The 20,009-nt window shown below is 59.6% G+C and carries 18 protein-coding genes and 1 pseudogene; 8 read left to right on the forward strand and 11 right to left on the reverse strand.

Translation table 11 applies throughout. From position 1 onward, the window contains the following. Positions 1-209 precede the first annotated feature (209 nt). Positions 210-1,115 (reverse strand): LysR substrate-binding domain-containing protein, encoded by a 906-nt coding sequence (locus tag WBQ96_RS08300; RefSeq protein WP_281354001.1) that lies wholly within the window; start codon positions 1,113-1,115, stop codon positions 210-212. Positions 1,116-1,397: 282 nt separating this feature from the next. Next, on the reverse strand, positions 1,398-3,467 hold the full coding sequence (locus tag WBQ96_RS08305; RefSeq protein ID WP_336549089.1) for an oxidoreductase: 2,070 nt from the start codon (positions 3,465-3,467) through the stop codon (positions 1,398-1,400). Between the two features lie 258 nt (positions 3,468-3,725). On the opposite strand from WBQ96_RS08305, the gene argE reads away from it, so the two are divergent. The 3 genes and pseudogenes from argE to WBQ96_RS08320 all read left to right on the forward strand — a co-directional run bounded on the left by argE (position 3,726) and on the right by WBQ96_RS08320 (position 6,274). After that, positions 3,726-4,883: an acetylornithine deacetylase gene (gene argE, locus WBQ96_RS08310; RefSeq protein ID WP_336549091.1), complete on the forward strand. Its 1,158-nt coding sequence runs from the start codon at positions 3,726-3,728 to the stop codon at positions 4,881-4,883. Between the two features lie 68 nt (positions 4,884-4,951). Then, positions 4,952-5,041 (forward strand): annotated as a pseudogene (locus WBQ96_RS08315) (IS6 family transposase); the annotation flags it as partial. A 201-nt stretch (positions 5,042-5,242) separates the two neighbouring features. Further along, positions 5,243-6,274, forward strand: coding sequence for a hydroxyacid dehydrogenase (locus WBQ96_RS08320; RefSeq protein WP_336549094.1), 1,032 nt, complete (start codon positions 5,243-5,245; stop codon positions 6,272-6,274). A 2-nt stretch (positions 6,275-6,276) separates the two neighbouring features. Here the strand turns inward: WBQ96_RS08320 and WBQ96_RS08325 are convergent, their stop codons facing one another. Then, the gene (locus tag WBQ96_RS08325) at positions 6,277-7,275 is read right to left on the reverse strand and encodes an ABC transporter permease (protein WP_336549096.1); all 999 of its coding nucleotides are present in this window, start codon (positions 7,273-7,275) and stop codon (positions 6,277-6,279) included. A 42-nt stretch (positions 7,276-7,317) separates the two neighbouring features. Beyond that, entirely contained in the window at positions 7,318-8,058 is a 741-nt protein-coding gene (locus tag WBQ96_RS08330; protein ID WP_336549098.1) for an ATP-binding cassette domain-containing protein, read from the reverse strand. Positions 8,059-8,584: 526 nt separating this feature from the next. On the opposite strand from WBQ96_RS08330, the gene WBQ96_RS08335 reads away from it, so the two are divergent. Then, complete coding sequence (locus WBQ96_RS08335; protein ID WP_165119320.1) at positions 8,585-9,571, forward strand: substrate-binding domain-containing protein; 987 nt, start codon at positions 8,585-8,587, stop codon at positions 9,569-9,571. 76 nt (positions 9,572-9,647) lie between these two features. Here WBQ96_RS08335 and WBQ96_RS08340 read toward each other — a convergent pair whose 3' ends face one another. Beyond that, the gene (locus WBQ96_RS08340) at positions 9,648-10,574 is read right to left on the reverse strand and encodes an NAD(P)-dependent oxidoreductase (RefSeq protein WP_165119319.1); all 927 of its coding nucleotides are present in this window, start codon (positions 10,572-10,574) and stop codon (positions 9,648-9,650) included. A gap of 150 nt (positions 10,575-10,724) precedes the next feature. On the opposite strand from WBQ96_RS08340, the gene WBQ96_RS08345 reads away from it, so the two are divergent. Together WBQ96_RS08345 and WBQ96_RS08350 are read left to right on the forward strand one after the other, a co-directional pair. After that, positions 10,725-11,621, forward strand: a complete 897-nt coding sequence (locus tag WBQ96_RS08345; RefSeq protein WP_336549102.1) for an NAD-dependent epimerase/dehydratase family protein — start codon at positions 10,725-10,727, stop codon at positions 11,619-11,621. A gap of 66 nt (positions 11,622-11,687) precedes the next feature. Further along, positions 11,688-12,470 (forward strand): FadR/GntR family transcriptional regulator, encoded by a 783-nt coding sequence (locus tag WBQ96_RS08350; RefSeq protein WP_336549103.1) that lies wholly within the window; start codon positions 11,688-11,690, stop codon positions 12,468-12,470. 131 nt (positions 12,471-12,601) lie between these two features. On the opposite strand, the gene WBQ96_RS08355 is transcribed toward WBQ96_RS08350, so the two are convergent. Genes WBQ96_RS08355 through WBQ96_RS08375 form a run of 5 tightly spaced genes read right to left on the reverse strand, consistent with a single transcriptional unit; the run spans position 12,602 to position 16,733 of the window. Then, positions 12,602-13,306 carry a fumarylacetoacetate hydrolase family protein gene (locus WBQ96_RS08355; protein ID WP_336549104.1) on the reverse strand — a complete coding sequence of 235 codons (705 nt, stop codon included), beginning with the start codon at positions 13,304-13,306 and terminating at the stop codon, positions 12,602-12,604. Further along, positions 13,306-14,058 carry an ABC transporter permease gene (locus tag WBQ96_RS08360; protein ID WP_336549106.1) on the reverse strand — a complete coding sequence of 251 codons (753 nt, stop codon included), beginning with the start codon at positions 14,056-14,058 and terminating at the stop codon, positions 13,306-13,308. Before WBQ96_RS08360 ends, WBQ96_RS08355 begins: the two co-directional genes overlap by 1 nt. Positions 14,059-14,067: 9 nt before the next feature. After that, positions 14,068-14,868, reverse strand: coding sequence for an ABC transporter ATP-binding protein (locus WBQ96_RS08365; RefSeq protein ID WP_336549108.1), 801 nt, complete (start codon positions 14,866-14,868; stop codon positions 14,068-14,070). 1 nt (position 14,869) lies between these two features. After that, the gene (locus tag WBQ96_RS08370) at positions 14,870-15,703 is read right to left on the reverse strand and encodes an ABC transporter permease (protein ID WP_336549111.1); all 834 of its coding nucleotides are present in this window, start codon (positions 15,701-15,703) and stop codon (positions 14,870-14,872) included. 10 nt (positions 15,704-15,713) lie between these two features. Further along, positions 15,714-16,733 carry an ABC transporter substrate-binding protein gene (locus WBQ96_RS08375; protein WP_336549118.1) on the reverse strand — a complete coding sequence of 340 codons (1,020 nt, stop codon included), beginning with the start codon at positions 16,731-16,733 and terminating at the stop codon, positions 15,714-15,716. Between the two features lie 252 nt (positions 16,734-16,985). Between WBQ96_RS08375 and WBQ96_RS08380 the strand changes: the two genes are divergently transcribed. Further along, positions 16,986-17,669 carry a FadR/GntR family transcriptional regulator gene (locus tag WBQ96_RS08380; protein WP_165119312.1) on the forward strand — a complete coding sequence of 228 codons (684 nt, stop codon included), beginning with the start codon at positions 16,986-16,988 and terminating at the stop codon, positions 17,667-17,669. 28 nt (positions 17,670-17,697) lie between these two features. Here WBQ96_RS08380 and WBQ96_RS08385 read toward each other — a convergent pair whose 3' ends face one another. Further along, positions 17,698-18,672 (reverse strand): LysR family transcriptional regulator, encoded by a 975-nt coding sequence (locus WBQ96_RS08385; RefSeq protein WP_165119311.1) that lies wholly within the window; start codon positions 18,670-18,672, stop codon positions 17,698-17,700. Between the two features lie 259 nt (positions 18,673-18,931). On the opposite strand from WBQ96_RS08385, the gene chvE reads away from it, so the two are divergent. Beyond that, on the forward strand, positions 18,932-19,999 hold the full coding sequence (gene chvE / locus WBQ96_RS08390; protein WP_091911137.1) for a multiple monosaccharide ABC transporter substrate-binding protein: 1,068 nt from the start codon (positions 18,932-18,934) through the stop codon (positions 19,997-19,999). Positions 20,000-20,009 lie beyond the last annotated feature (10 nt).

Consider the following 20,009-nt stretch of genomic DNA (forward strand, 5'->3'; position numbering starts at 1 on the left):
TAATCCGGATCATGATTTTGGTATAATATATGATAGGAAAATGTCAAACGAAAATCGTTTAAATATTATTGTGAACTTCTGAGGTCTTACGGGCTGAAGCTGTCGTGGCAGCGGGCGACAGGCGCGGCAATATCCGCTCCGAACGGGCGCGTGAAGCTGGCTGCCGCTCTCTTGACAAGGTCGATCTGTCCGATCGACGATCTGGATGATTACAGGCGAGCCCGCAGGATGGCCGGCCCCTCGGCGAGAATGTAGTCGCGGAAGCGTTGGGCCGTCACCGACAGCGCGCTCTCATTGTAGATGGCCTGAACCTCGATATCGACGCTACGTTTAACCGGCCTTGCGATCAGACGACCATCGGCGTCATCCAGCGGCGCAAAGGGGTTAACAAGGGCAATGCCCATTCCATTGGCTACAAGGGCACAGACCGCATGATGCGACGTGGCCTCGACATGCAGGTTGCGGTCGACTTTGGCACGGTCAAACAGGCCGTCGATGAGGAAACGCAAAGCCTGACCGCGCGGAAAGCTGACAAAGGGCTCCTGATGGAAATCCTTCAGTTCGAGCACGCTCTTGGCCGCCAGCCGGTGATCCCGGGGCATGACGCAATGCGCCTGATGGGAGGCGAGCGCCACGGCCGTCAAGTCTGATTTCGCGACCGCCTGAATGGCAAAGCCGATATCGGCCCGACCGGACGAGACCCAATCGATGACCTGCTCGTGCGCCTGAATGTGGTAGGCGATCGCAACGCCGGGATGCCGTCGCTTGAACTCAGCGACCATGGCCGGCAGGAAACCGGATGCGTGCGAATTCGTCGCCGAGACAGTCAGCCGGCCCGTTTGCAGCGTGCTGATGGCGTTGATCTGCTGCCGCAGTTCTTCCAGTCCGGTGAAGAGCTTGTCGACCTGCTCGAACAGCAGCTGCCCGTCGGGGGTCGGTTCAGCGCTGTTGCGTGATTTGCTGAAAAGCCGAAACCCAACCGTTTCCTGAAAATCAGCCATGAGGCGGCTGACGGCGGGCTGGGATATCCCCAGAAGCTCGGCCGCCTTTGTCATGCTGCGCAGCGTCACAACGGCACGAAATGCTTCGACCTGACGAACATGAAGATTGAGCATGCACACCTCTTCGGCAACGACGCAGCTGGGGAATCAGCCGGCATCACGGCCTCTTGCTATAATTAAATTGATCATACCGTAAGAGAGATTACCGTATCAAGTTATAGAGACCGAAAAGAACCTCGGCCAACTGATCAGCGTTAGCCTGTGCTATCCTTCAAATGGGCGGGCCAAACGTTTCACTGAGAATCGATCCAGCATTTCCACCGAGAGTTTTCGCTGGAATCAACAGCGCAGTGGGCCGGTCTGCGTGTCACGCACCAGAACGACAGGCCAATTTTCCTAATCCAAAGCGAGAGCTGTGATCTCCCGGCGGAATGGCAGCGCGTCGCCGATGTCTGCCTCGTCCAGCTCACGCGCATATCGATGACCTGCATAGGTTGCCCAGGCGATCGGGCCCGGAGCTTCTGCATCGCCGATCACCTTGATCGAATGAATGCCATTGCCGGCCCACTCTTCGCGCCGCGCCTGAAGCTCGCGCCAGACCCCGTCGTCCTGCTGCCGGGACGTGACCAGCAAGACCGCATCCGCCTCCATGTCGCGCTCCGCGCCCGTATAGGTACAGGCGGTTGCGACGCCGCCCGAAACAATGCGCGTAACGGTCCTGTTCAGAACGATTTCAACGCCGAGATCGGCCAACCGACGATGAATAGCGCCCTGCTCCAGCGTGTTGCGCGTCCAGTCCGATACATAAGCAGATGGCGTGACCAACGTCACCTTCACGCCCTGACACGCCATAAGTTCGGCGAGAACGCCACCCATATAATAGTGGTCGTCATCGAAGAGCACGACATTTCCCGTAGGCACCTTGCCGTCCATCAGATCGTCCGGCGTATAGACCGGCATAGCGGGGGCCATCGGCATCGGCACGACATGCGCCCGCGCCACGCCGTCACGCCGCCATGCGGACCCCGTCGCAATGGCGATATTGTCAAAGCCGAAACCCAGAATGTCATCGGCCGAAAGCCGGCTTTCGAAATAAATGTCGACGTTCGGCATCTGGCTGAGCTGGTACTGGCGATAGTCGCGCACACGGCCCCAGGCCGACAGGCCAGGCAGACGGCATTCTCGTGCCACACGGCCGCCAAGCTCGGTGCCCGCCTCGGCAACCGCCACCCGATAACCACGCAGTCCGAGCGCGCGCGCCGCTTCAAGTCCGGCAGGGCCGGCGCCGACGATGAGCACGCTCTCGGTGGAACCTTTGGCCTGCATGCGTTCGGGATGCCAACCCTTGCGCCACTCTTCCATGAAAGTCGGGTTCTGCGTGCAGCGCGAGATTGACATCGTCATGTCGCCGGTGATGCAGATGTTGCATCCGATGCATTCACGAATGTCCTCGATGCGGCCTTCCTCCACCTTTCTCGGCAGAAAGGGATCTGCAATCGAAGGTCGCGCGCAACCGATAAAGTCGAGCGTACCGGACTTGATCATCTTCACCATCACATCGGGAGACGTGAAGCGGCCGACACCGACCACCGGCTTCGAAGTCAGCTTTTTGATGCCGGAGACAAGGTCTTCCTGAGCGGCTTCCCCCTTGAACCGGGACGGGCCTGAGCAATCCTCCCATGCCCCGTGGGCCAGATCCCAGAGGTCAGGCAGGTCGGCATGCATTTCGATCATGTCGCGCACTTCGGAATTCGCAAAGCCGAGGTCACCGATCATCTCGTCGAGCGAAAGGCGCAGGGTCAGGCCGCAGGTGTCGCCAATGGCGTCGCGTCCTTCCTCGATCAGTTCGCGCATCAGGCGCGAGCGGTTCTCCAGCGAACCGCCATATTCGTCGGTGCGCTGGTTGGTAGCGGTCGACAGGAAATGCTGGATGATGCCGAACCCATGCGCGCCATAGAGGCAGACCAGATCGAACCCGGCCTGCTTAGCGCGCTTGAAGGCGTTGCGGTGCCAACGGCGCAGATCGCGGATATCCTGCTTGTCCATGGCGCGCGCCTGCACCGGATCGTTGGTGAAGGTGCGGATCGGCAAGGCGCTAGGCCCGCGCGGCACTTCTTTCGTATAGAGGTTCGGTCCATTGATCCCCGAATAGGCCAGCTGGATGCCAGCCAGAGCGCCATATTGCTTCATCGCTTTTGCCATCTTCGCCAGCATGGGAATATCGGCGTCGTCCCACAATCTCAGTTCGATGAACGGAGTGATCTCCGAGGTATGATGCATCTCGGTCTGTTCGGTGAAGATAACACCCCAGCCGCCCTCCGATTTTATGCGACGCATCTCGGCCGCGGCTGAAGGGTCGCGATAGCCGCCGCCATTGCAATGCGGAACCTGGTAGAAGCGGTTCTTTGCCGTGACCGGCCCGATCTTCATGGGCTCGAACAGAACGTCGTAGCGGGGATCACGCATCTATTTTCCCTTCCTGAAACCGCTGTTCGAGCAATATGCGGTCTGGCACGAGGCCGTTGGGTTGGATCAATTTCCTTACTCTTATGGTGAGGCGTGCGGCGTGAAACTAGAGATTTCTTCCGCACCGGTTAGGAACCGCCTAATCGTCAAAACCCGGCCGGGATCGTAAGTTTCGATGCCGTAATGAAGCAAATGCGCCTTTAGAGGAACGATCGCATCGTGTTAGACAGGCGCGATCGAAAAGTGAGATTTCCACGCATGAACAGCATTCAAATTTTGGAGAAACTGATCGGCTTCCCGACCGTCAGCCGGGATTCCAATCTGGACCTCATCAACTTCGTCGCCGAATTGCTGGATACGCATGGTATAGCCTCCACGATCATCACCAATGACGATGGCACCAAGGCTAACCTCTACGCGACGGTCGGACCGGACGACGTCCCGGGCATCATGCTTTCCGGTCACACCGACGTCGTTCCCATAGACGGGCAGAACTGGACAAAGCCGCCCTTCGAGATGACCGAAGGCGACGGGCGTCTCTATGGACGCGGCACGGCAGACATGAAGGGCTTCGTTGCTGCAGCCATCGCTGCGTGCGTCAAGGCATCGAAGGTCAAGCTGGCAACACCGCTGCATCTGGCCTTGTCCTATGATGAAGAACTTGGTTGCCTTGGCGTGCACAGCCTCATCGACATGCTGAAAGCAGCACCCCAAAAGCCGCTGCTGTGCATCATCGGAGAACCGACGAGCATGCAGGTCGCTACCGGCCACAAGGGCAAGGTCGGGGCGCGCGCGATCTGCACGGGCCGTGAGGGTCACTCGGCACTCGCCCCGCTGGCGCTGAACGCCATTCATCTCGGGTGCGACTTCGTGGACGTTCTGCGCAACGAGCAGGCTCGACTTGTTGAAGAAGGCGCGCGCGACGGCGACTACGACATCTCCTATTCGACGGTGCATGTGGGCAAGATGAATGCCGGCGTGGCGCTGAACATCGTTCCCAATCACTGCCAGATCGACTTCGAAATCCGCAATGTCGCGGCTGACGATCCGAACGAAATTCTGGATCGCATCAAGGGCGGAGCCAAGCGCATCGTTTCCGAAGCGTCCGCAATCGCGCCGGAGGCGGCGATCGACATCAACATCTTCAACACCTATCCGGGCCTCGATACGCCGACGGATTCCAAGGCTGTCGCCTTCGTGAAATCGCTCACCGGTGCAAATGGCACGATCAAGGTGGCATTCGGCACGGAAGGCGGGCTGTTCAGCCGCGATCTTGGCACACCGACCGTGGTCTGCGGGCCTGGCTCCATGGCGCAAGGTCACAAGCCGGACGAGTTCGTCAGCATCGAGCAGATGGACCGCTGCGACGACATGCTGGACAAGCTTCTGGAAAGGCTCGTCGAAGGCGGACTTTAGAAGGCTTTGTCGCAAACCATTTTCAACCTTGGCTGAGGCATGAGAGTTCCTCCCTTTCAGAGAAGCGTATTCATGTTTCAGGCCGCCATCTCAACCGTTCGGTGATCCTGTGCGTACGCTGGTATCTGGCGTACAACCTCAGCCTTCGACAGGCGAGGTACGCCTACAATCCGGCACCATCGCTCGCCGGGCAGTTTGAAAACCTCGCTGCCTGAATACCGTATCTGATCGGCTTGTCAGCCACCGCGACACACCGGAGGATCTGCTCCCCTCCCAAGGGAGGCATGTTTTCAATGCACACAGCTGATACAACACGGAAACATGGAAAGGCGTAACCTGATTTCGCCGGGAGGAGGATCATGTCTGACAGCAAACGGCCGCTGGTCATCAGCGCGCCCGAACCACGTACGCTCGACCTGATCTTCACGCCCTCGGCGCGGAAGATTTTCGGCGACCGCTACGAAATCTTCGAGGTCGAGGCGGTGCAAGTCGATCGCCTGCCGGATGCCATTCTGGAACAGGCGCGCTACATCGTTGGCCAGCCGCCATTGTCACGGCAGACGTTGGAGAAAATGCGTTCCCTGCGATGCATCTTCAATGTCGAGAGCAACCTGTTCAACAATATGCCCTATGAATTTCTGTTCGAGCGGGGCGTCCATGTCGTGACGACCGGCGCGGTTTTTGCCGAGCCGGTGGCGGAGCTGGGTCTGGCGCTGGCGCTGAATCTTGCCCGCGGTATCGTCGATGCGGATATCGACTTCCGTGCAGGCAAGGAGCTCTGGGGCGGCGACGGCAACAGAAAGGCGCGGTTGCTCTCGGGATCGGATGTCGGCATCATCGGCTTCGGCGATCTCGGCAAGGCGCTCAACCGGGTGCTGTCCGGCTTCAGGACGCGCATAAAGGTTTTCGACCCCTGGATGCCGCCATCGATCCTTATCGAACATGGCGTTCAGCCGGCTTCGCTGAGTGAGGTGCTTTCGCAGAGCGATTTCGTTTTCGTCGTCGCCTCCGTGACCAGCGAGAACGAAGGGTTTCTCGGCGCGGATGCTTTCGCCTCAATGCGGCCGGGTGCGGCCTTCATCCTGCTCAGCCGCGCCGGCGTTGTCGATTTTCCGGCATTGATGGAAGCGGTGCGAAGCGGCCATATCGTGGCTGCCAGCGACGTCTTTCCCGAGGAGCCGCTGGCCGGAGACCATCCTGTCCGCTCGCTGCCCGGCTTCCTCCGCTCCGCCCATCGCGCCGGCGCGCTGGATATCGCCTTTACCCGCATGGGCGACATGGTGCTGGAGGACATGGATCTTGTCGACCGTGGGCTGCCGCCGATGCGCAGCAAGCGGGCGGAACGCGAAACCGTTTCGCGCATGCGCTCAAAGCCGGTCGACAAGAACTGAGACTATTCGCTCTGCCGAAAGTTGCGGATGCGATCGAACAGAACGGCAAACACGATAGCACCGCCGATGAAGGTGCCCTGCCAGAACGCGTTGATGCCGAGCAGGCCAAGGCTGTTGCGAATGACCTCGATCAACGCCGCCCCTATGAGCGCCCCAAAGGCCGTGCCTGCCCCGCCTGCCAAATTGGCACCGCCGATGACGGCAGCGGCAATGACCTGCAGTTCCATTCCGGCGCCGATATTGGTGGTCACCGCGCCGAGCCAACCCGTTTGAATGATGCCGGCAATGCCTGCCGACAGAGCGGAAATCATGTAGACGGCAACCTTGATCCTTTTCACCGGGACACCGGTAAGCGTTGCCGCATGTTCATTGCCGCCGATGGCGAAGACGTAGCGGCCGAACCTGGTCCAGCGCAGCACGAAGCCGGTAATGAGCGCCAGAACGATCATGTAGAGCACCGGATTGGCGATGCCGAAAAACCAGGCCCCGCCGCCCAGCGCCAGCAGCTTGTCGTGATCGGGTCCGAACTCGAAGACGACGGTATTGTTGGATGCGACCATCGCCAGACTGCGGGCGATCGACAGCATGCCGAGCGTGACGACGAATGGCGGAAAGCCGAGATAGGCGATCAATATGCCGTTGAATGCCCCGATCAGAAGCGCCGTGCCGATCGAGGCGGCAATGCCGACCTCGATGCCGTAGCCGGCATGCATGACGACGGCCAGCACCATGCTGCACAGGCAAAGCACGGAGCCGACGGACAGATCGATGCCGCCGGTGATGATGACCAGCGTCATGCCGAGCGCGATGATCGCGACGAAAGTGACGTTGCGGGTGATGTTGTAGAGGTTCTTCGTCGTGGCAAAGGAGTCGGTGGCGAAAGACAGGAAAATGCAGGCCAGGATGACGGCGATCAGCACCCAGAAAGTCTGGCTGCCCAGTATAGCCGCAAGCCAGCTCTGCTGCTTCTGTCCAATCGTCTGGTCAAGGGTGATAGCCATCGTCGACCTTCGTTTCTTTCCGAGCCCCATGAACAGCGTCGATCACACCTGTTCGATGGCACCGGTGATAAGTCCCGTCACTTCCTCAGGCGAACTCGCCCCGATCTGCTTGTCCGCAACTTTCCTGCCTCGCCGCATGACGATGACCCGGTCGGCAACGTCGAACACGTCCGGCATGCGATGGCTGATCAAAACGACCGCGATGCCCCGATCGCGCAGGTGGCGGATCAGGTTCAGCACTTCCGCCACCTGACGCACCGAAATCGCCGCCGTCGGCTCGTCCATCAGCACGATCTTTGCTTCCGACAGCATGGTGCGCGCAATCGCCACCGCCTGCCTCTGGCCGCCCGACATCTGCCTGACAAGATCGCGCGGGCGCGTCTCGGACTTCAGCTCCCTGAATATTTCACCGGCGCGGCTGTACATCGCCTTGTAGTCGAGCACGCGCAGCGGCCCGAAGCCGCGGCGCAATTCGCGTCCAAGAAAGACATTGGCCGCAGCCGTCAGATTGTTGCAGAGCGCAAGGTCCTGATGAACGATCTCGATGCCATGCTGCCGCGCTTCAACCGGCCGATGCAAAATGAGCTCGGCACCGTCGAGTTGCATAGTGCCGTGGCTGGGCCGGAAATTGCCGGCAATCATCTTGACCAGGGTGGACTTGCCGGCCCCGTTGTCGCCCATCAGGCCAACCACCTGGCCTGCCTCGATCGAAAACGAAACATCATTCACCGCCTGGATGGCGCCGAAATGTTTGGAAATGTTGGTCAGTTCGAGAACCGCCACGCGCCTTCCAGCCTCCCGAAACCTGCAAGCCCGCCACCGCTTTCAAGCGGATAGTCTTTGACGCGGAGCCGTCGCGATCTCGCTTTCCCGGTCTCCTCCCAGGTGGGCGATAGCGTGCATTTACGCAAAACCGCGCCACAGCGTCAATCAATTGTCTGATAAATCGAAGGGCGTAAGGCAGAAAGCTCATTTGTAGGACAAATAGCCGTTGACGTGCGAAGCACACCGTTATTAGCTGACCCCTACGAGGAAGAGCATGCCAAGGCTTGCCGCCGTCGCTCGGGCAAGGCGTGGAGCGTATTTTCAAGGCCTCGGCTCCACCTGAATATCAAGCGCGTCGACTATCGACGCAAAGCTTGCAAGAAAATCAGATGCCGGCCGTACCGGCAGACTTAATACGATCTGGAAATGCTTATCGGCTCAGCCTGGCACTGCGGGCTTTCGAAAAGATCGTCGCATTGCCTGGCATCCGGTTTGATTTTGAGTAGCGGACACGCGGTGTCCGTCTTTTTCAAGGGAGGAACCAATGAGGAAGGCATTACTGCTCGCAACCGCCGTTCTGGCACTCAGTGCCGGACAGGCGCTGGCCAAGAAACAGCTCGTCATCGTTGTGAAGGGCCTGGACAATCCATTCTTCGAGGCCATCAACCAGGGCTGCCAGAAGTGGAACAAGGAAAACGCGGACGCGGAATATGAGTGCTTCTACACCGGTCCGGCATCGACCTCGGACGAGGCCGGTGAGGCGCAGATCGTGCAAGACATGCTGGGCAAGGCGGACACCGCCGCGATTGCCATCTCGCCGTCCAACGCCAAGCTGATTGCCCAGACCCTGAAGACGGCCAATCCGTCAGTTCCGGTCATGACGCTCGACGCCGATCTCGCCGCCGAAGATTCCGCACTGCGCAAAACCTATCTCGGCACCGACAACTACCTGATGGGTGCGCGCATCGGCGAATACATCAAGAAGGGCAAGCCGAAGGGCGGCAAGATCTGCACGATCGAAGGCAATCCGGGCGCCGACAACATCCTGCGCCGCGCCCAGGGTATGCGCGATACACTCACCGGCCAGAAGGGCCTGACCGAACTGAAGGGCGAAGGCGGCTGGACGGAAGTCGCAGGCTGCCCGGTCTTCACCAATGACGATGGCGCCAAGGGCGTCCAGGCCATGACCGACATCCTCGCCGCAAATCCTGACCTGGATGCCTTCGGTATCATGGGCGGCTGGCCATTGTTCGGGGCACCGCAGCCCTATCGCGATCTGTTCAAGCCATTGGCCGACAAGATCGCCAGCAATGAATTCGTCATCGGTGCGGCCGACACCATCGGCGACGAAGTGGCAATTGCCAAGGAAGGCCTTGTCACGGCACTCGTCGGCCAGCGTCCGTTCGAGATGGGTTACAAGGCACCGACGGTGATGATGGATCTCATTGCCGGCAAGCCGGTCGAAGATCCGGTTTTCACCGGCCTCGACGAATGCACCAAGGACACGGTCGACACCTGCATTCAGAAGTAGCTCCATTCCGTTTCGGGCGTCTGTGTTTCCAGACGCCCGAACCGACGCTTTCGATATCGTGGTCACGCAGGCTGCTTCAAGCCGGCTTTGATGGCGACAGGTCGACACCGTTGACGCTGCCGATATGCGTAGCCAGCATTGGAACGAACTGGTCGGCTTTGCCTGCAGCAGATGCTCCAGCAAAGGAGTTCTTGGCGGCGTTGCCGAGCGGATTTGCCATGCCGACGGATTCAGCCATTGCCTCCAGATAGGTCATATCCTTCAAGGCGTTGGCGATGGAGAACTTATGAGCATCACGATCGCCTTCCAGCGTCCAGCGCATGAAGGTCTGATAGAAGCCGCAATCCATGCGTCCGTTGCGTATGACGCTGTCGAAGCGCGATGGCGAAATACCCACTTTCTGCGCCAGCGCCAAGGCTTCGGCGTAAAGCGCGGCATAGCCGAGCGAGACGAAATTGTTCAGGAGCTTCATGCGATGGCCATCGCCCGTTCCGCCGATATGAACGACGCGCCCGGCCCATGTGTCCAGTACCGGCTTCAACCGCTTAAAGAGTTCGTCGGAAGCGCCGACCATCGTGTCCAGCGTGCCTTCCCAGGCCTCCTTCGGCGTACGGCTCAAAGGCGCGTCGACATAGGCGATATCAAGCTCGGCGAGCTCAGTGGCAAGCGCCATCGTCGAAACCGGATCGGCTGTAGAGCAGTCGACCACAACCGATCCGGGCTTCAGTCCGGCCTTGAGCCCGCCCGCTCCGCGAATGATCTCTTCCACCTGCCGCGAACCGGTGACGCATATGAAGACAACGGTGGAGCGCGCCGCGACCTCGGTCGGCGAGGAGGCCTCGGTTGCACCACGGGCGATCATATCCTCGGCTGGCGCACGGTTCTTGCGGCCCAGGAATGTCAGCGGATAGCCCTTTTCGACGATGTTCTTCGCCATGCCGTGGCCCATGAGGCCAAGGCCGATGAAACCGATTTGTTCGCTTGCGTTCGCAGTCATGCTCATCTTCCTTGCTTACCTTGTCGCACGTTGGATTCAGCTCTGGCATCGCCGGCGTTCTTCCACTTCATGCTCGCGGCCTGCGACGAAGTGGTGCTCCCGGAAACCGTGTTTGTCTGACAATATCTACCGATCGCGCAGAATGTGGAGGACAAAATGTCGAAGAGGATCATATTCACCGGAGGCAGCGGCAAGGCCGGGCGGCACGTCGTCCAGTACCTTGTCGAACAAGGCCATCAGGTGCTCAATCTCGACACCAAGCCGCTCGACAATCCCAAGGTCCGCACACTCATCACAGACATCACCGACAGCGGGCAGGTTTTCAATGCGCTGTCGAGCTATACCGGGCTGCACGAGTTCGACCCATCATTGCGGCCGCAACCCATCGACGCCGTCGTTCATTTTGCCGCGATCCCCCGCATCATGATCACGCCGGACAACGAAGTCTTCCGCATCAACGCGCTCGGCACCTACAATGTGATCGAGGCGGCGGTGAAGCTCGGCGTCCGCAAGATCGTCATAGCATCGAGCGAGACCACCTATGGGCTTGTCTTTGCCAACGAGCCGCGTAGCCCGCGCTATTTCCCCCTCGACGAGGAATATGACGTCGATCCGATGGACAGCTATGCGCTCTCCAAGATCGTCAACGAGCAGACCGCACGCGCCTTTGCCCTGCGCAGCGGTGCCGACATCTATGCCTTGCGCATAGGCAACGTAATCGAGCCGCATGAATATGACCTGTTTCCGAAATGGTTTGCCGATCCCGGTTTTCGCAAAAGGATCGCCTGGAGCTATATCGACGCACGCGACCTCGGCCAGATCACCAATCTTGCGGTTGAGAAGGATGGTCTCGGCTATCAGGTGTTCAATGCGGCCAATGATGACACGTCGTCGGACCTGCCCACCAGGGAGTTGCTCGACCGCTTCTATCCTGGGGTGCCGTTGAAGCGCGAGATCGGCGAATTCGAGACGCTGCTGGCGGACCGCAAGGTCAGGGAATTGCTCGGTTTCCGGCCCCAGCACAGTTGGCGGAAATACGTGCGGCAGAGTTGATCTGCACCATATCTATCCCGCCAGCTGCGTGCTGCGGCACAAACTTGCAAGGACAATTGAGTAAATATGGCGGAGCCGAAATCCAGAAAGGCCAGGAAGCCAGCTAGCGCTGCGATCACGGACAAGCCGCGTCCGAAGGGCGGTTCGAACTCCGATCGCGTCGCAAAATCTAGCGTGCCCGCGTCACTGGCCAGCGAGATCGGGCTGCGCATCGTTCGTGGCGACTACCCGCCGGGCACCATCCTGCCGAACGAGGCGAACTGGACCGAGATGTTCAACGCCAGCCGCTCGGCGGTACGCGAAGCCATCAAGATGCTGATGGCCAAGGGCCTGCTCAGCTCACGCCCGAAAATCGGCAGCCGGGTCCAGCCCCGTGATCGCTGGAACCTCTTGGATCGCGATGTTTTGAGCTGGTACGCCGCCTCGCCGGACCGCGAAGTCTTTCTCCGGACGGTGCAGGAATTCCGGCACATCATAGAGCCCGAAGCGACCGCCTTGGCAGCACAGCGCCGCACCGACGAACAAATGGCTGAGATCAGCCAGGCGCTGCACGATATGGAGCACGCCGGGTCGCTTCAGCAGCGAACCCAGGCGGATACGAGGTTCCATGTAGCCATCCTGCGTGCGTCAGGCAACGATCTGCTCGTGCCGCTCGGCGTGCTGATCGAATCCGCGCTCAACCACCTCTTCGTGCATGTCACCCGAGAGGGGGAAAGCCTGCAACGCGCGCAGAGGCTCCATGAAAACATCGAGAAGAGCATTCGCTTGCAGCGGCCCAATACGGCGCGCAACGCGGTCCGCAAATTGCTGGCGAATACCGACGAGGTCATAGGGCAAGGATCTCCATGATCCTTGCCCTAGATTGAGGTGACGTTTCCTTGAATCGTCATCTCACTCTAGGATATTGATTTTGAAGCATGATCTTGTCCGAAAAGTCTGCAACTTTTCGGGATCATGCTCTATCTGGATCGCTCTGAAAGTCAGGCGACGCGGGTGTGGATTTCGCCAACGCCTTCGACAGCGCCGTGCATCTCGTCGCCGCGCACCACCGCACCGACGCCGGCAGGCGTTCCCGCAAAGATCAGATCGCCGGCCTGCAGCGTGAACAGCCCGGACAGATAGGAAATCATTTCCGGCACCTTCCAGATCATCTGGTTGAGATCGCCGCTCTGGCGAAGCTGGCCGTTGACCTTGACCCAGATCGCACCTTCCGTCGGATGACCGATCTTTGAGGCCGGAACGAGCGGCGTGCACGGTGCCGACGCTTCGAATGCCTTGCCGGTTTCCCACGGACGCCCGAGCTTCTTGGCCTCGCCCTGCAGGTCGCGGCGCGTCATGTCGAGACCGACACCATAGCCGAAGACATGGTCCATCGCGCTTTCCAGCGGAATGTTGGTGCCACCCTTGTTCAGCGCCACGACCAGTTCGATCTCGTGATGGACGTCGCTGGTCTGGGAAGGATAGGGGAAATCCTGGCCGGAAAGCACAAGCGTATCCGGGTTCTTCTGGAAGAAGAAGGGCGGCTCGCGGTTGGGATCATGGCCCATCTCGATGGCATGGTCGGCAAAGTTGCGCCCGACGCAATAGATACGGTGAACCGGAAACAGCGCATCGCTTCCGACGATTGGCAGCGTCGGCACCGCCAGCGGCGCAAACAGATAGTTGGTTGGGGTATGCACGTTCATTATCTCGCTCCTGCGTAGTATTCGATGCGTTTTTCGAAGGTTTCTATGAGCGCGGACAGAAGCATCGCTGCCGCGAAGAGGATGATGGTCAGGGCCCAGAAGCTTTCCATTTCAAAGCTGCGGGAGAAGAGTTCGAACAGTTCGCCATAGCCGAGGATCGAGACGAGGATCTGGCCGATGACGACGCCTTTGACACCGCGGATAAGTCCGATGCGGATGCCTGCCAGTATCTCCGGCAAGGCAGACAGAAGGATGATCTTGCTGAACAACACCCAGCCATTCGCGCCATAGCTTCGGCCCATCTCGACAAGCGAAGGCGGCACCTGCATCACCCCTGCCCGCGCGTCAAGAACGATGATCCAGACCGCGAACAGAAATACCGTGACGACCACGGTCGTTTCGCCGAGACCGAAGAGGATCATCAGCACCGGAACCAGTGCCGACAGCGGCGCGCTGACGAACATGTTGACCCACAGGCCCATCAGATTGTCGACCGCCTTGAACCGTCCCATCAATATGCCGAGCGGGACGCCGATGCCGATCGCCAGTGCCATGCCGATGGCAAAGCTGCGCAGGGTGATGATGGAGGCATTCTGCCAGGAATTGGTCTGGACCAGATGCACACCGGTTTCGATGATGGAACTCATCGGCGGGATCAGGAAAATCAGGTCGAGCCGACCGACGATCTCCCAAAGGATCGCCCACACGATGAGCGAGGCCATCATCGGAACACGAAAACCGAAAATCGTCATGACCGCGCCTCAATCCACATAATGCCTGAGCCCGTCCCAGATTTCCTCGACGGTGTTGAGGTAGCCTGGGTCGCGGCGGATGTCGTCGGGCGAAGCGCTTCGGTCGATTTTCGGATCTATGATCTGCGATATGCGGCCCGGCCGCGGCGACAGAAGCACGATGCGGTCGGAGACATAGACGGCCTCCTCGATGGAGTGTGTGACGAAGATAAAAGTCTTCTTCTCCAGATCCACCAGCCGCAGGAGATCTTCCTGAAACTTGCGGCGGTTCTGCTCATCAACTGCCGAGAACGGCTCGTCGAGCAGCAGAACGTCGGCGTTGACCGAGAAAGCTCTTGCGATGCCGACGCGCTGGCGCATGCCGCCGGAAAGCTCATGCGGATACTTGTCCTCGAAGCCGACGAGACCGACTTCCTCGATATAGTGGGTCGCTATGCGCTTGCGTTCGGCAGCGTTGACACCGCGCAGCTCAAGGCCGAACGCCACGTTGCGCATGACGGTCGCCCACGGCATCAGGGCAAAATCCTGGAACACAAAGGCGCGTTCGGGGCCGGGACCGGTCACGACGCGGCCGTTGACCCGGATTTCGCCGGCAGTCGCAGGCACCAGGCCGGCTATGATCTTGAGCAGCGTGGTCTTGCCGCAGCCGGACGGACCCAGCAGCGTGGTCAGCTTGCCGCGCGAGAATTCCAGATCGACGTTACGCAATGCCTCTATGTCGCCGTAGGTCTTGTCGATGCCGCGAACCTGAACGATCGCCTCATCGTTTGTAGTGGCAGCTTTTATGGTGGAGCGAGCAGCTTGCTGCATGTCACCTCTTCCTTTTTTCGGGGCGCAGGAACCGAATCTCGAACCACTGCAGGGCTGCAAGCGTCACGGTCGATACGACGATGATAGACGCCACCGCCGCATACATATGTGCGTAGTTCGCGATGGACCGGTGATAGGTTATGAGGTCGCCGACGCCGGTCGGCGTGATCAGCAGCTCGGCCAGCATGACGCCGATGAAGCCGGCGGCGATGCCCAGCCGCAGCCCGGCAAAAATGACCGGAGACGCGTCAGGGATGATGATCTTCATGATCTGCTGGAAGCGCGTTCCCTGAAACGAGCGGCACATGGCCACCAGCGATGGATTGACGTGGCGAACGGCCTTGTAGGAATTCAGCACGATCACGGGCAATGCCAGCATGATGACCGCCAATGTCTTCGCCGTCAGCCCGATGCCGTAGATGAACGTCACCAGCGGCACCAGCGCTGCCATCGGCGCGGCCTGCAGCACGATGAAGACGGGTGCCAGCAACCACTCGGCCTTGAGCGACAGTCCCATCAGAATGCCGAGCACGATACCCAGCACCGCCGAGACGGCAACGCCGAGCAGCAATGGCTGCAAGGTCAGGAAGTATGCGTGACCCATCGTACCATCGAGAACCATCTCCACGAAGACGGCGACAGTCGAGGTAAAGGTCGGAAAGGCGATGCTGATCGGGACCAGCCCGGCAATCTCCCAGGCTCCGAACAGAAGAGCCAAGGACGCCAGCGTCCATAGTGCCGGCACTTTTTCGAATAAGCGACCGAGAGCTTGGCCGATATTGACCGGGGCTTTGTCGGCCCCGGTCACATCGATCAGTTTGAGCGATGAAGACATTCCGCCTGCCCTATTTCGTGCCGAGCTTGGCGATAGCGGTATCGAGCGGTCCGAGCGCCCAGAAGTCCTCGACCTTGAGTTCCTCGGCCTTGCCTTCGAGAGCACCCGAGATCGTGTAGAACTCGAAATCGTCCTTGGCAGCGTCCGCGCCACCGCCATTCACCGGCAGGCCGAGGGCGGCTGCCTCGGTGAAATAGGGTTCGATGTCGGCCACCATATCCGAGGTGGCGTCCGGCAGCAGATTGTATTTTTCGCGCAGCGCGACGATCGACTTGGGATCAGCGGCAATATCGCGCCAGGTCGAAAGAATGGCTTCGACCAGCTTAGCCACGTCTTCAGGATTTTTCTCCAGGAACGCCGTGTTGGCAAACAGCGCTTCGTCGGTGGCGCTCACGTCGCCGAGCGGCAGGAAGACGAATTTGCCCGGCGCCTTGTCTTCAAGGATGCGCTTGCCTGACGAGTCCACGATTGTCGCCTTGACGTTGCCTTGCAGGAGAGCGCCGGTACGCACTTCGGCACCCGGCACATAGGAGATGTTGGAATATTTGATGCCGTGCGTATCGGCCATCAGGCGCATGATCGCTTCGGTGCCCGAACCGCGCGAGTGGACGGCGATTTCCTGGCCGTCTAGATCTTTCCAGTCCTTGTAGAACTCTGAATTGACCACCGGGTAGAACCGCAACTGGCTCAGCTGCAGGAACATGCGGACGGGCGCCTTGACCTTCTGGATAAGCGAGTAAGGCCCACCGACACCAATGTCTGCTTGCCCGCCGACCACGGCCTGAGCCGCAATGTCTTCGGATTTGAGATACGTCACCTGAAGGTCCACACCGGCTTCCTTGGCGCGTTCGAAGGCGACCAGCAGATGCAGTGATTCAACCGTCGCAATATCGCCGAAGGCGATCCGAACCGGATCGGCCAGCGCAGACACCGGCGCGGCAACCAAAAGAGTTCCAAACGTGAAGACGGCTGTAATGTTTCTAAACTTGTCGATCAACCCGTGCATGTTTTCTCCTCCCAGCTTGAACATCGAACGCTCCTCCAAGACCAATTCGATATCAATTACAGATTAATCTAGATTGATTTTTCACGGCATGTCAACGTCGCGATGTCGGCGCATGACGTAGATCGATTGCCTGCATTGCCTTAGAGCGATAATAGGTAAATATAATCAATAAGATAATAAGTTTACAAAGTCAGCGACCAACTCTTCACTGACGTGATTGACAGCCAATTGGAGGCCGGCTATATATCAAACCAATATAGTAATTGGTTTTGAAAAATGCCTAGAAAGAGCGTCACTCTGGCCGACACGGCAGCCGCAACGAAACTGCGCCAATTCCTTGCAAGCATGGAGTTGCCCAGCGATGGCCGGCTACCGCCCGAACGCGAGCTGGCCGAAACGCTCGATCTGGGGCGCGCCGCGTTGCGCAAGGCGCTGGCGGCGCTTGAGGCCGAAGGGCAGTTGTGGCGTCATGTCGGCAAGGGCACCTTTACCGGCAGCCGGCCCATCGACACGGTGGCCGATGTCACCGCTATGGCACGACGCACCAATCCGATCGAAGTTATGGGCGCACGCATCGCCTTCGAGCCTGAGATCGCCCGGTGCGCAGCGCTCAACGCAACGCCTGCATTGGTGGCGGAAATGCGCAATTGCGTCACCCGCACGAGGCAGGCGCCCAGTTGGCGGCATTATGAGCTGTGGGACAACAAGCTTCATCGCACCATCGGCGAGGCAACGCAGAACAGCCTTCTGCTCGGTCTTCTCGACACGCTTAATGCCGTGCGCCGGGAAGTGACGTGGGGCCGGCTGCGCGAAAACCCGGTGCGCCCGCCGGACGATCACCACAGTTTCGCCGAGCATGACCAGATCGTGGAAGCCATCGCCCATCGCGACACAGCGGGCGCCGCAGCCGCAATGCGCATTCATCTGCAGAGCGTAGAGCGGCATCTGCGCAATTCCTGACGCTTCAGGCTTTCGAGGGCGGCAGCCGTCAAATCTCCCGCAATATCTGCTCGTAAAGCATTTCGGCAGTTGGGGAGAGCGTCCGGTCGCGAACCTTGATCAGGCTGTAGGGCTGCACATTGATCTCGAAGGGTATGGGCAAAATGTCGATGGAGCCGGCAAGCCCTGACCGACTGTTGACGAAGCGCGCGACATCGATGGCGATCGGCGCGATCGCGTCGGACTGGGCGATCATCACAAGGGTCAGAAGCAGCGAGCTCGTGTTGAGGATGCGGTCCGGCAGCGGCGCGCCCTGGCTGACGAAAATGCCTTCCACAGTCTGCCTGAGCAGCGAGCCGCTGGGCTGGAAAACCCAGTCATAGTGGCTGAGCTGATCCAGATCGATGGTCTTGCCGGTCGAAAGCGGATGACCGCGGCGCGCAATCAGGCATGCCTTTTCGACGCCTATGATACGCGCCTCGAACAGCCTCGGGTTCAGATCGTCAGGGATGCGCGCGATGATGAAATCATGTCGTGACGCCAGCAGTTCACGGGCCAGTACCGCGCTGGTCTCGATCTGCACGCTGATCTCGATGCGCGGATGACGTTGCCTGACCTTCCTGATGGCCGGCACTGCGAGCTCGATTGCCGGAGCCGTGACGGCGCCGAGAAAAACCGACCCGCCCGTGCCCTGCTTCAAGCCCGAAATTTCCCTGTCCACCTCGCGCATCTCAAGCAGAATTGTCCGCGCGCGCCGCGCCAGAACCTCGCCGAATGGCGTCAGCCGGATGCCGCGTGGCAGCCGCTCACATATTTCGACGCCGAGGATCGCTTCGATTTCAGCGATCATGCGCGACGCTGCCGGCTGCGAAATATTCATGACATGCGCCGCAGCGCTGATCTGGCCGTGCTCTTCGAGTGCTGCCGTCAGGCGCAAATGACGGAGCTTCAACCCGCTTCGCAGCAGGCCTTCATCGCTCTCATAGCTGTTCTGGACACGCCCCTGCTTCGGACCGGTTGGCATAAGCCCTTACTCCGCTATGTGATCCCTACGACGGCATAAGTATATCGATTTTGATATATCATGCCATCGAAATTGCATTTGACAGTTATATCGAAATCCTGAACCTTCGGGCCCGTCGCTTGCTGCACGAAGGAGGAATTCGTAGCTCGTGGCCAAATGGGAGTTTGCTTCACAGAGTTTTCAGCCCGAGCCTTAAGTGGCCGGGATGAGCCGCACCGGCGGCAATGCCGGCTGCGATTTTCACAAGGGAGAGATTAAAGTGAAGATCATCAAGACGTTAGTCGGTGCGCTCGCGCTCGGCCTCGCCGCCATGACCTATACCGCCTCGGCACAGGAAAAGGGCCTCGTGGGTATCGCCATGCCGACAAAGTCCTCGCTGCGCTGGATCAGCGACGGCAATGAACTGAAGGCCGCGCTGGAGTCGAAGGGCTATACCGTCGACCTGCAATACGCCGAAGACGATATCCCGAACCAGCTCGCCCAGATCGAGAACATGGTCACCAAGGACGCCAAGGCGCTGGTTGTCGCCTCGATCGACGGCACCACGCTGTCGGCCGTGCTGCAGCAGGCCGCCGACAAGGGCGTCAAGGTCGTCGCCTATGACCGCCTGATCCGCGACAGTGGCAATGTCGACTATTACACCACCTTCGACAACTTCAAGGTCGGCGTGCTTCAGGCCGAATCGATCCTCAAGGGCCTCGGCTATCCGGAGAAGAAGGGTCCGTTCAACATCGAACTGTTTGGTGGTTCGCCGGACGACAACAATGCGTTCTTCTTCTATGACGGCGCCATGAGCGTCCTTCAGCCGCTGATCGACAAGGGCGACTTCGTCGTCAAGTCAGGCCAGACGGGCATGGAGAAGGTCGGCACGCTGCGCTGGGACGCAGCGGTCGCGCAGGCCCGCATGGATAACATCCTGTCGGCCAACTACTCCGATGGCAGCCGCGTCGATGCGGTTCTTGCTCCCTATGACGGCCTGTCGCGTGGCATCATCTCGTCGCTGCGTGGCGTCGGCTACGGCTCTGCCGAGCAGCCATGGCCGATCATCTCCGGCCAGGACGCCGAGGTGCCTTCGGTCAAGGCAATCATCACCGGCGAACAGTATTCGACCGTGTTCAAGGACACGCGCGAACTGGCAAAGGTCACCGCGAACCTGGTGGACGCCGTTCTTTCGGGCGGTAAGCCCGAAATCAACGACGAAAAGACCTACAACAACGGCGTCAAGGTGGTTCCGTCCTACCTGCTCGTCCCGGTGTCGGTCGACAAGTCGAACTACGAGCAGATCGTGGTCGGCTCCGGCTACATCAAGGCTGAAGACCTGAAGTAATCGACAAACG

Origin of the sequence: Mesorhizobium sp. CCNWLY176 (genome assembly GCF_037153935.1) — a bacterium.
GTDB lineage: Bacteria > Pseudomonadota > Alphaproteobacteria > Rhizobiales > Rhizobiaceae > Mesorhizobium_M > Mesorhizobium_M zhangyense.

Coding starts and splice junctions, on each gene's coding strand:
- WBQ96_RS08300 (WP_281354001.1), bottom strand. CDS start 1,115: ATGCTCAATCTTCATGTTCGTCAGGTCGAAGCATTTCGTGCCGTTGTG.
- WBQ96_RS08305 (WP_336549089.1), bottom strand. CDS start 3,467: ATGCGTGATCCCCGCTACGACGTTCTGTTCGAGCCCATGAAGATCGGG.
- argE (WP_336549091.1), top strand. CDS start 3,726: ATGAACAGCATTCAAATTTTGGAGAAACTGATCGGCTTCCCGACCGTC.
- WBQ96_RS08320 (WP_336549094.1), top strand. CDS start 5,243: ATGTCTGACAGCAAACGGCCGCTGGTCATCAGCGCGCCCGAACCACGT.
- WBQ96_RS08325 (WP_336549096.1), bottom strand. CDS start 7,275: ATGGCTATCACCCTTGACCAGACGATTGGACAGAAGCAGCAGAGCTGG.
- WBQ96_RS08335 (WP_165119320.1), top strand. CDS start 8,585: ATGAGGAAGGCATTACTGCTCGCAACCGCCGTTCTGGCACTCAGTGCC.
- WBQ96_RS08340 (WP_165119319.1), bottom strand. CDS start 10,574: ATGAGCATGACTGCGAACGCAAGCGAACAAATCGGTTTCATCGGCCTT.
- WBQ96_RS08345 (WP_336549102.1), top strand. CDS start 10,725: ATGTCGAAGAGGATCATATTCACCGGAGGCAGCGGCAAGGCCGGGCGG.
- WBQ96_RS08350 (WP_336549103.1), top strand. CDS start 11,688: ATGGCGGAGCCGAAATCCAGAAAGGCCAGGAAGCCAGCTAGCGCTGCG.
- WBQ96_RS08355 (WP_336549104.1), bottom strand. CDS start 13,306: ATGAACGTGCATACCCCAACCAACTATCTGTTTGCGCCGCTGGCGGTG.
- WBQ96_RS08360 (WP_336549106.1), bottom strand. CDS start 14,058: ATGACGATTTTCGGTTTTCGTGTTCCGATGATGGCCTCGCTCATCGTG.
- WBQ96_RS08365 (WP_336549108.1), bottom strand. CDS start 14,868: ATGCAGCAAGCTGCTCGCTCCACCATAAAAGCTGCCACTACAAACGAT.
- WBQ96_RS08370 (WP_336549111.1), bottom strand. CDS start 15,703: ATGTCTTCATCGCTCAAACTGATCGATGTGACCGGGGCCGACAAAGCC.
- WBQ96_RS08375 (WP_336549118.1), bottom strand. CDS start 16,733: ATGTTCAAGCTGGGAGGAGAAAACATGCACGGGTTGATCGACAAGTTT.
- WBQ96_RS08380 (WP_165119312.1), top strand. CDS start 16,986: ATGCCTAGAAAGAGCGTCACTCTGGCCGACACGGCAGCCGCAACGAAA.
- WBQ96_RS08385 (WP_165119311.1), bottom strand. CDS start 18,672: ATGCCAACCGGTCCGAAGCAGGGGCGTGTCCAGAACAGCTATGAGAGC.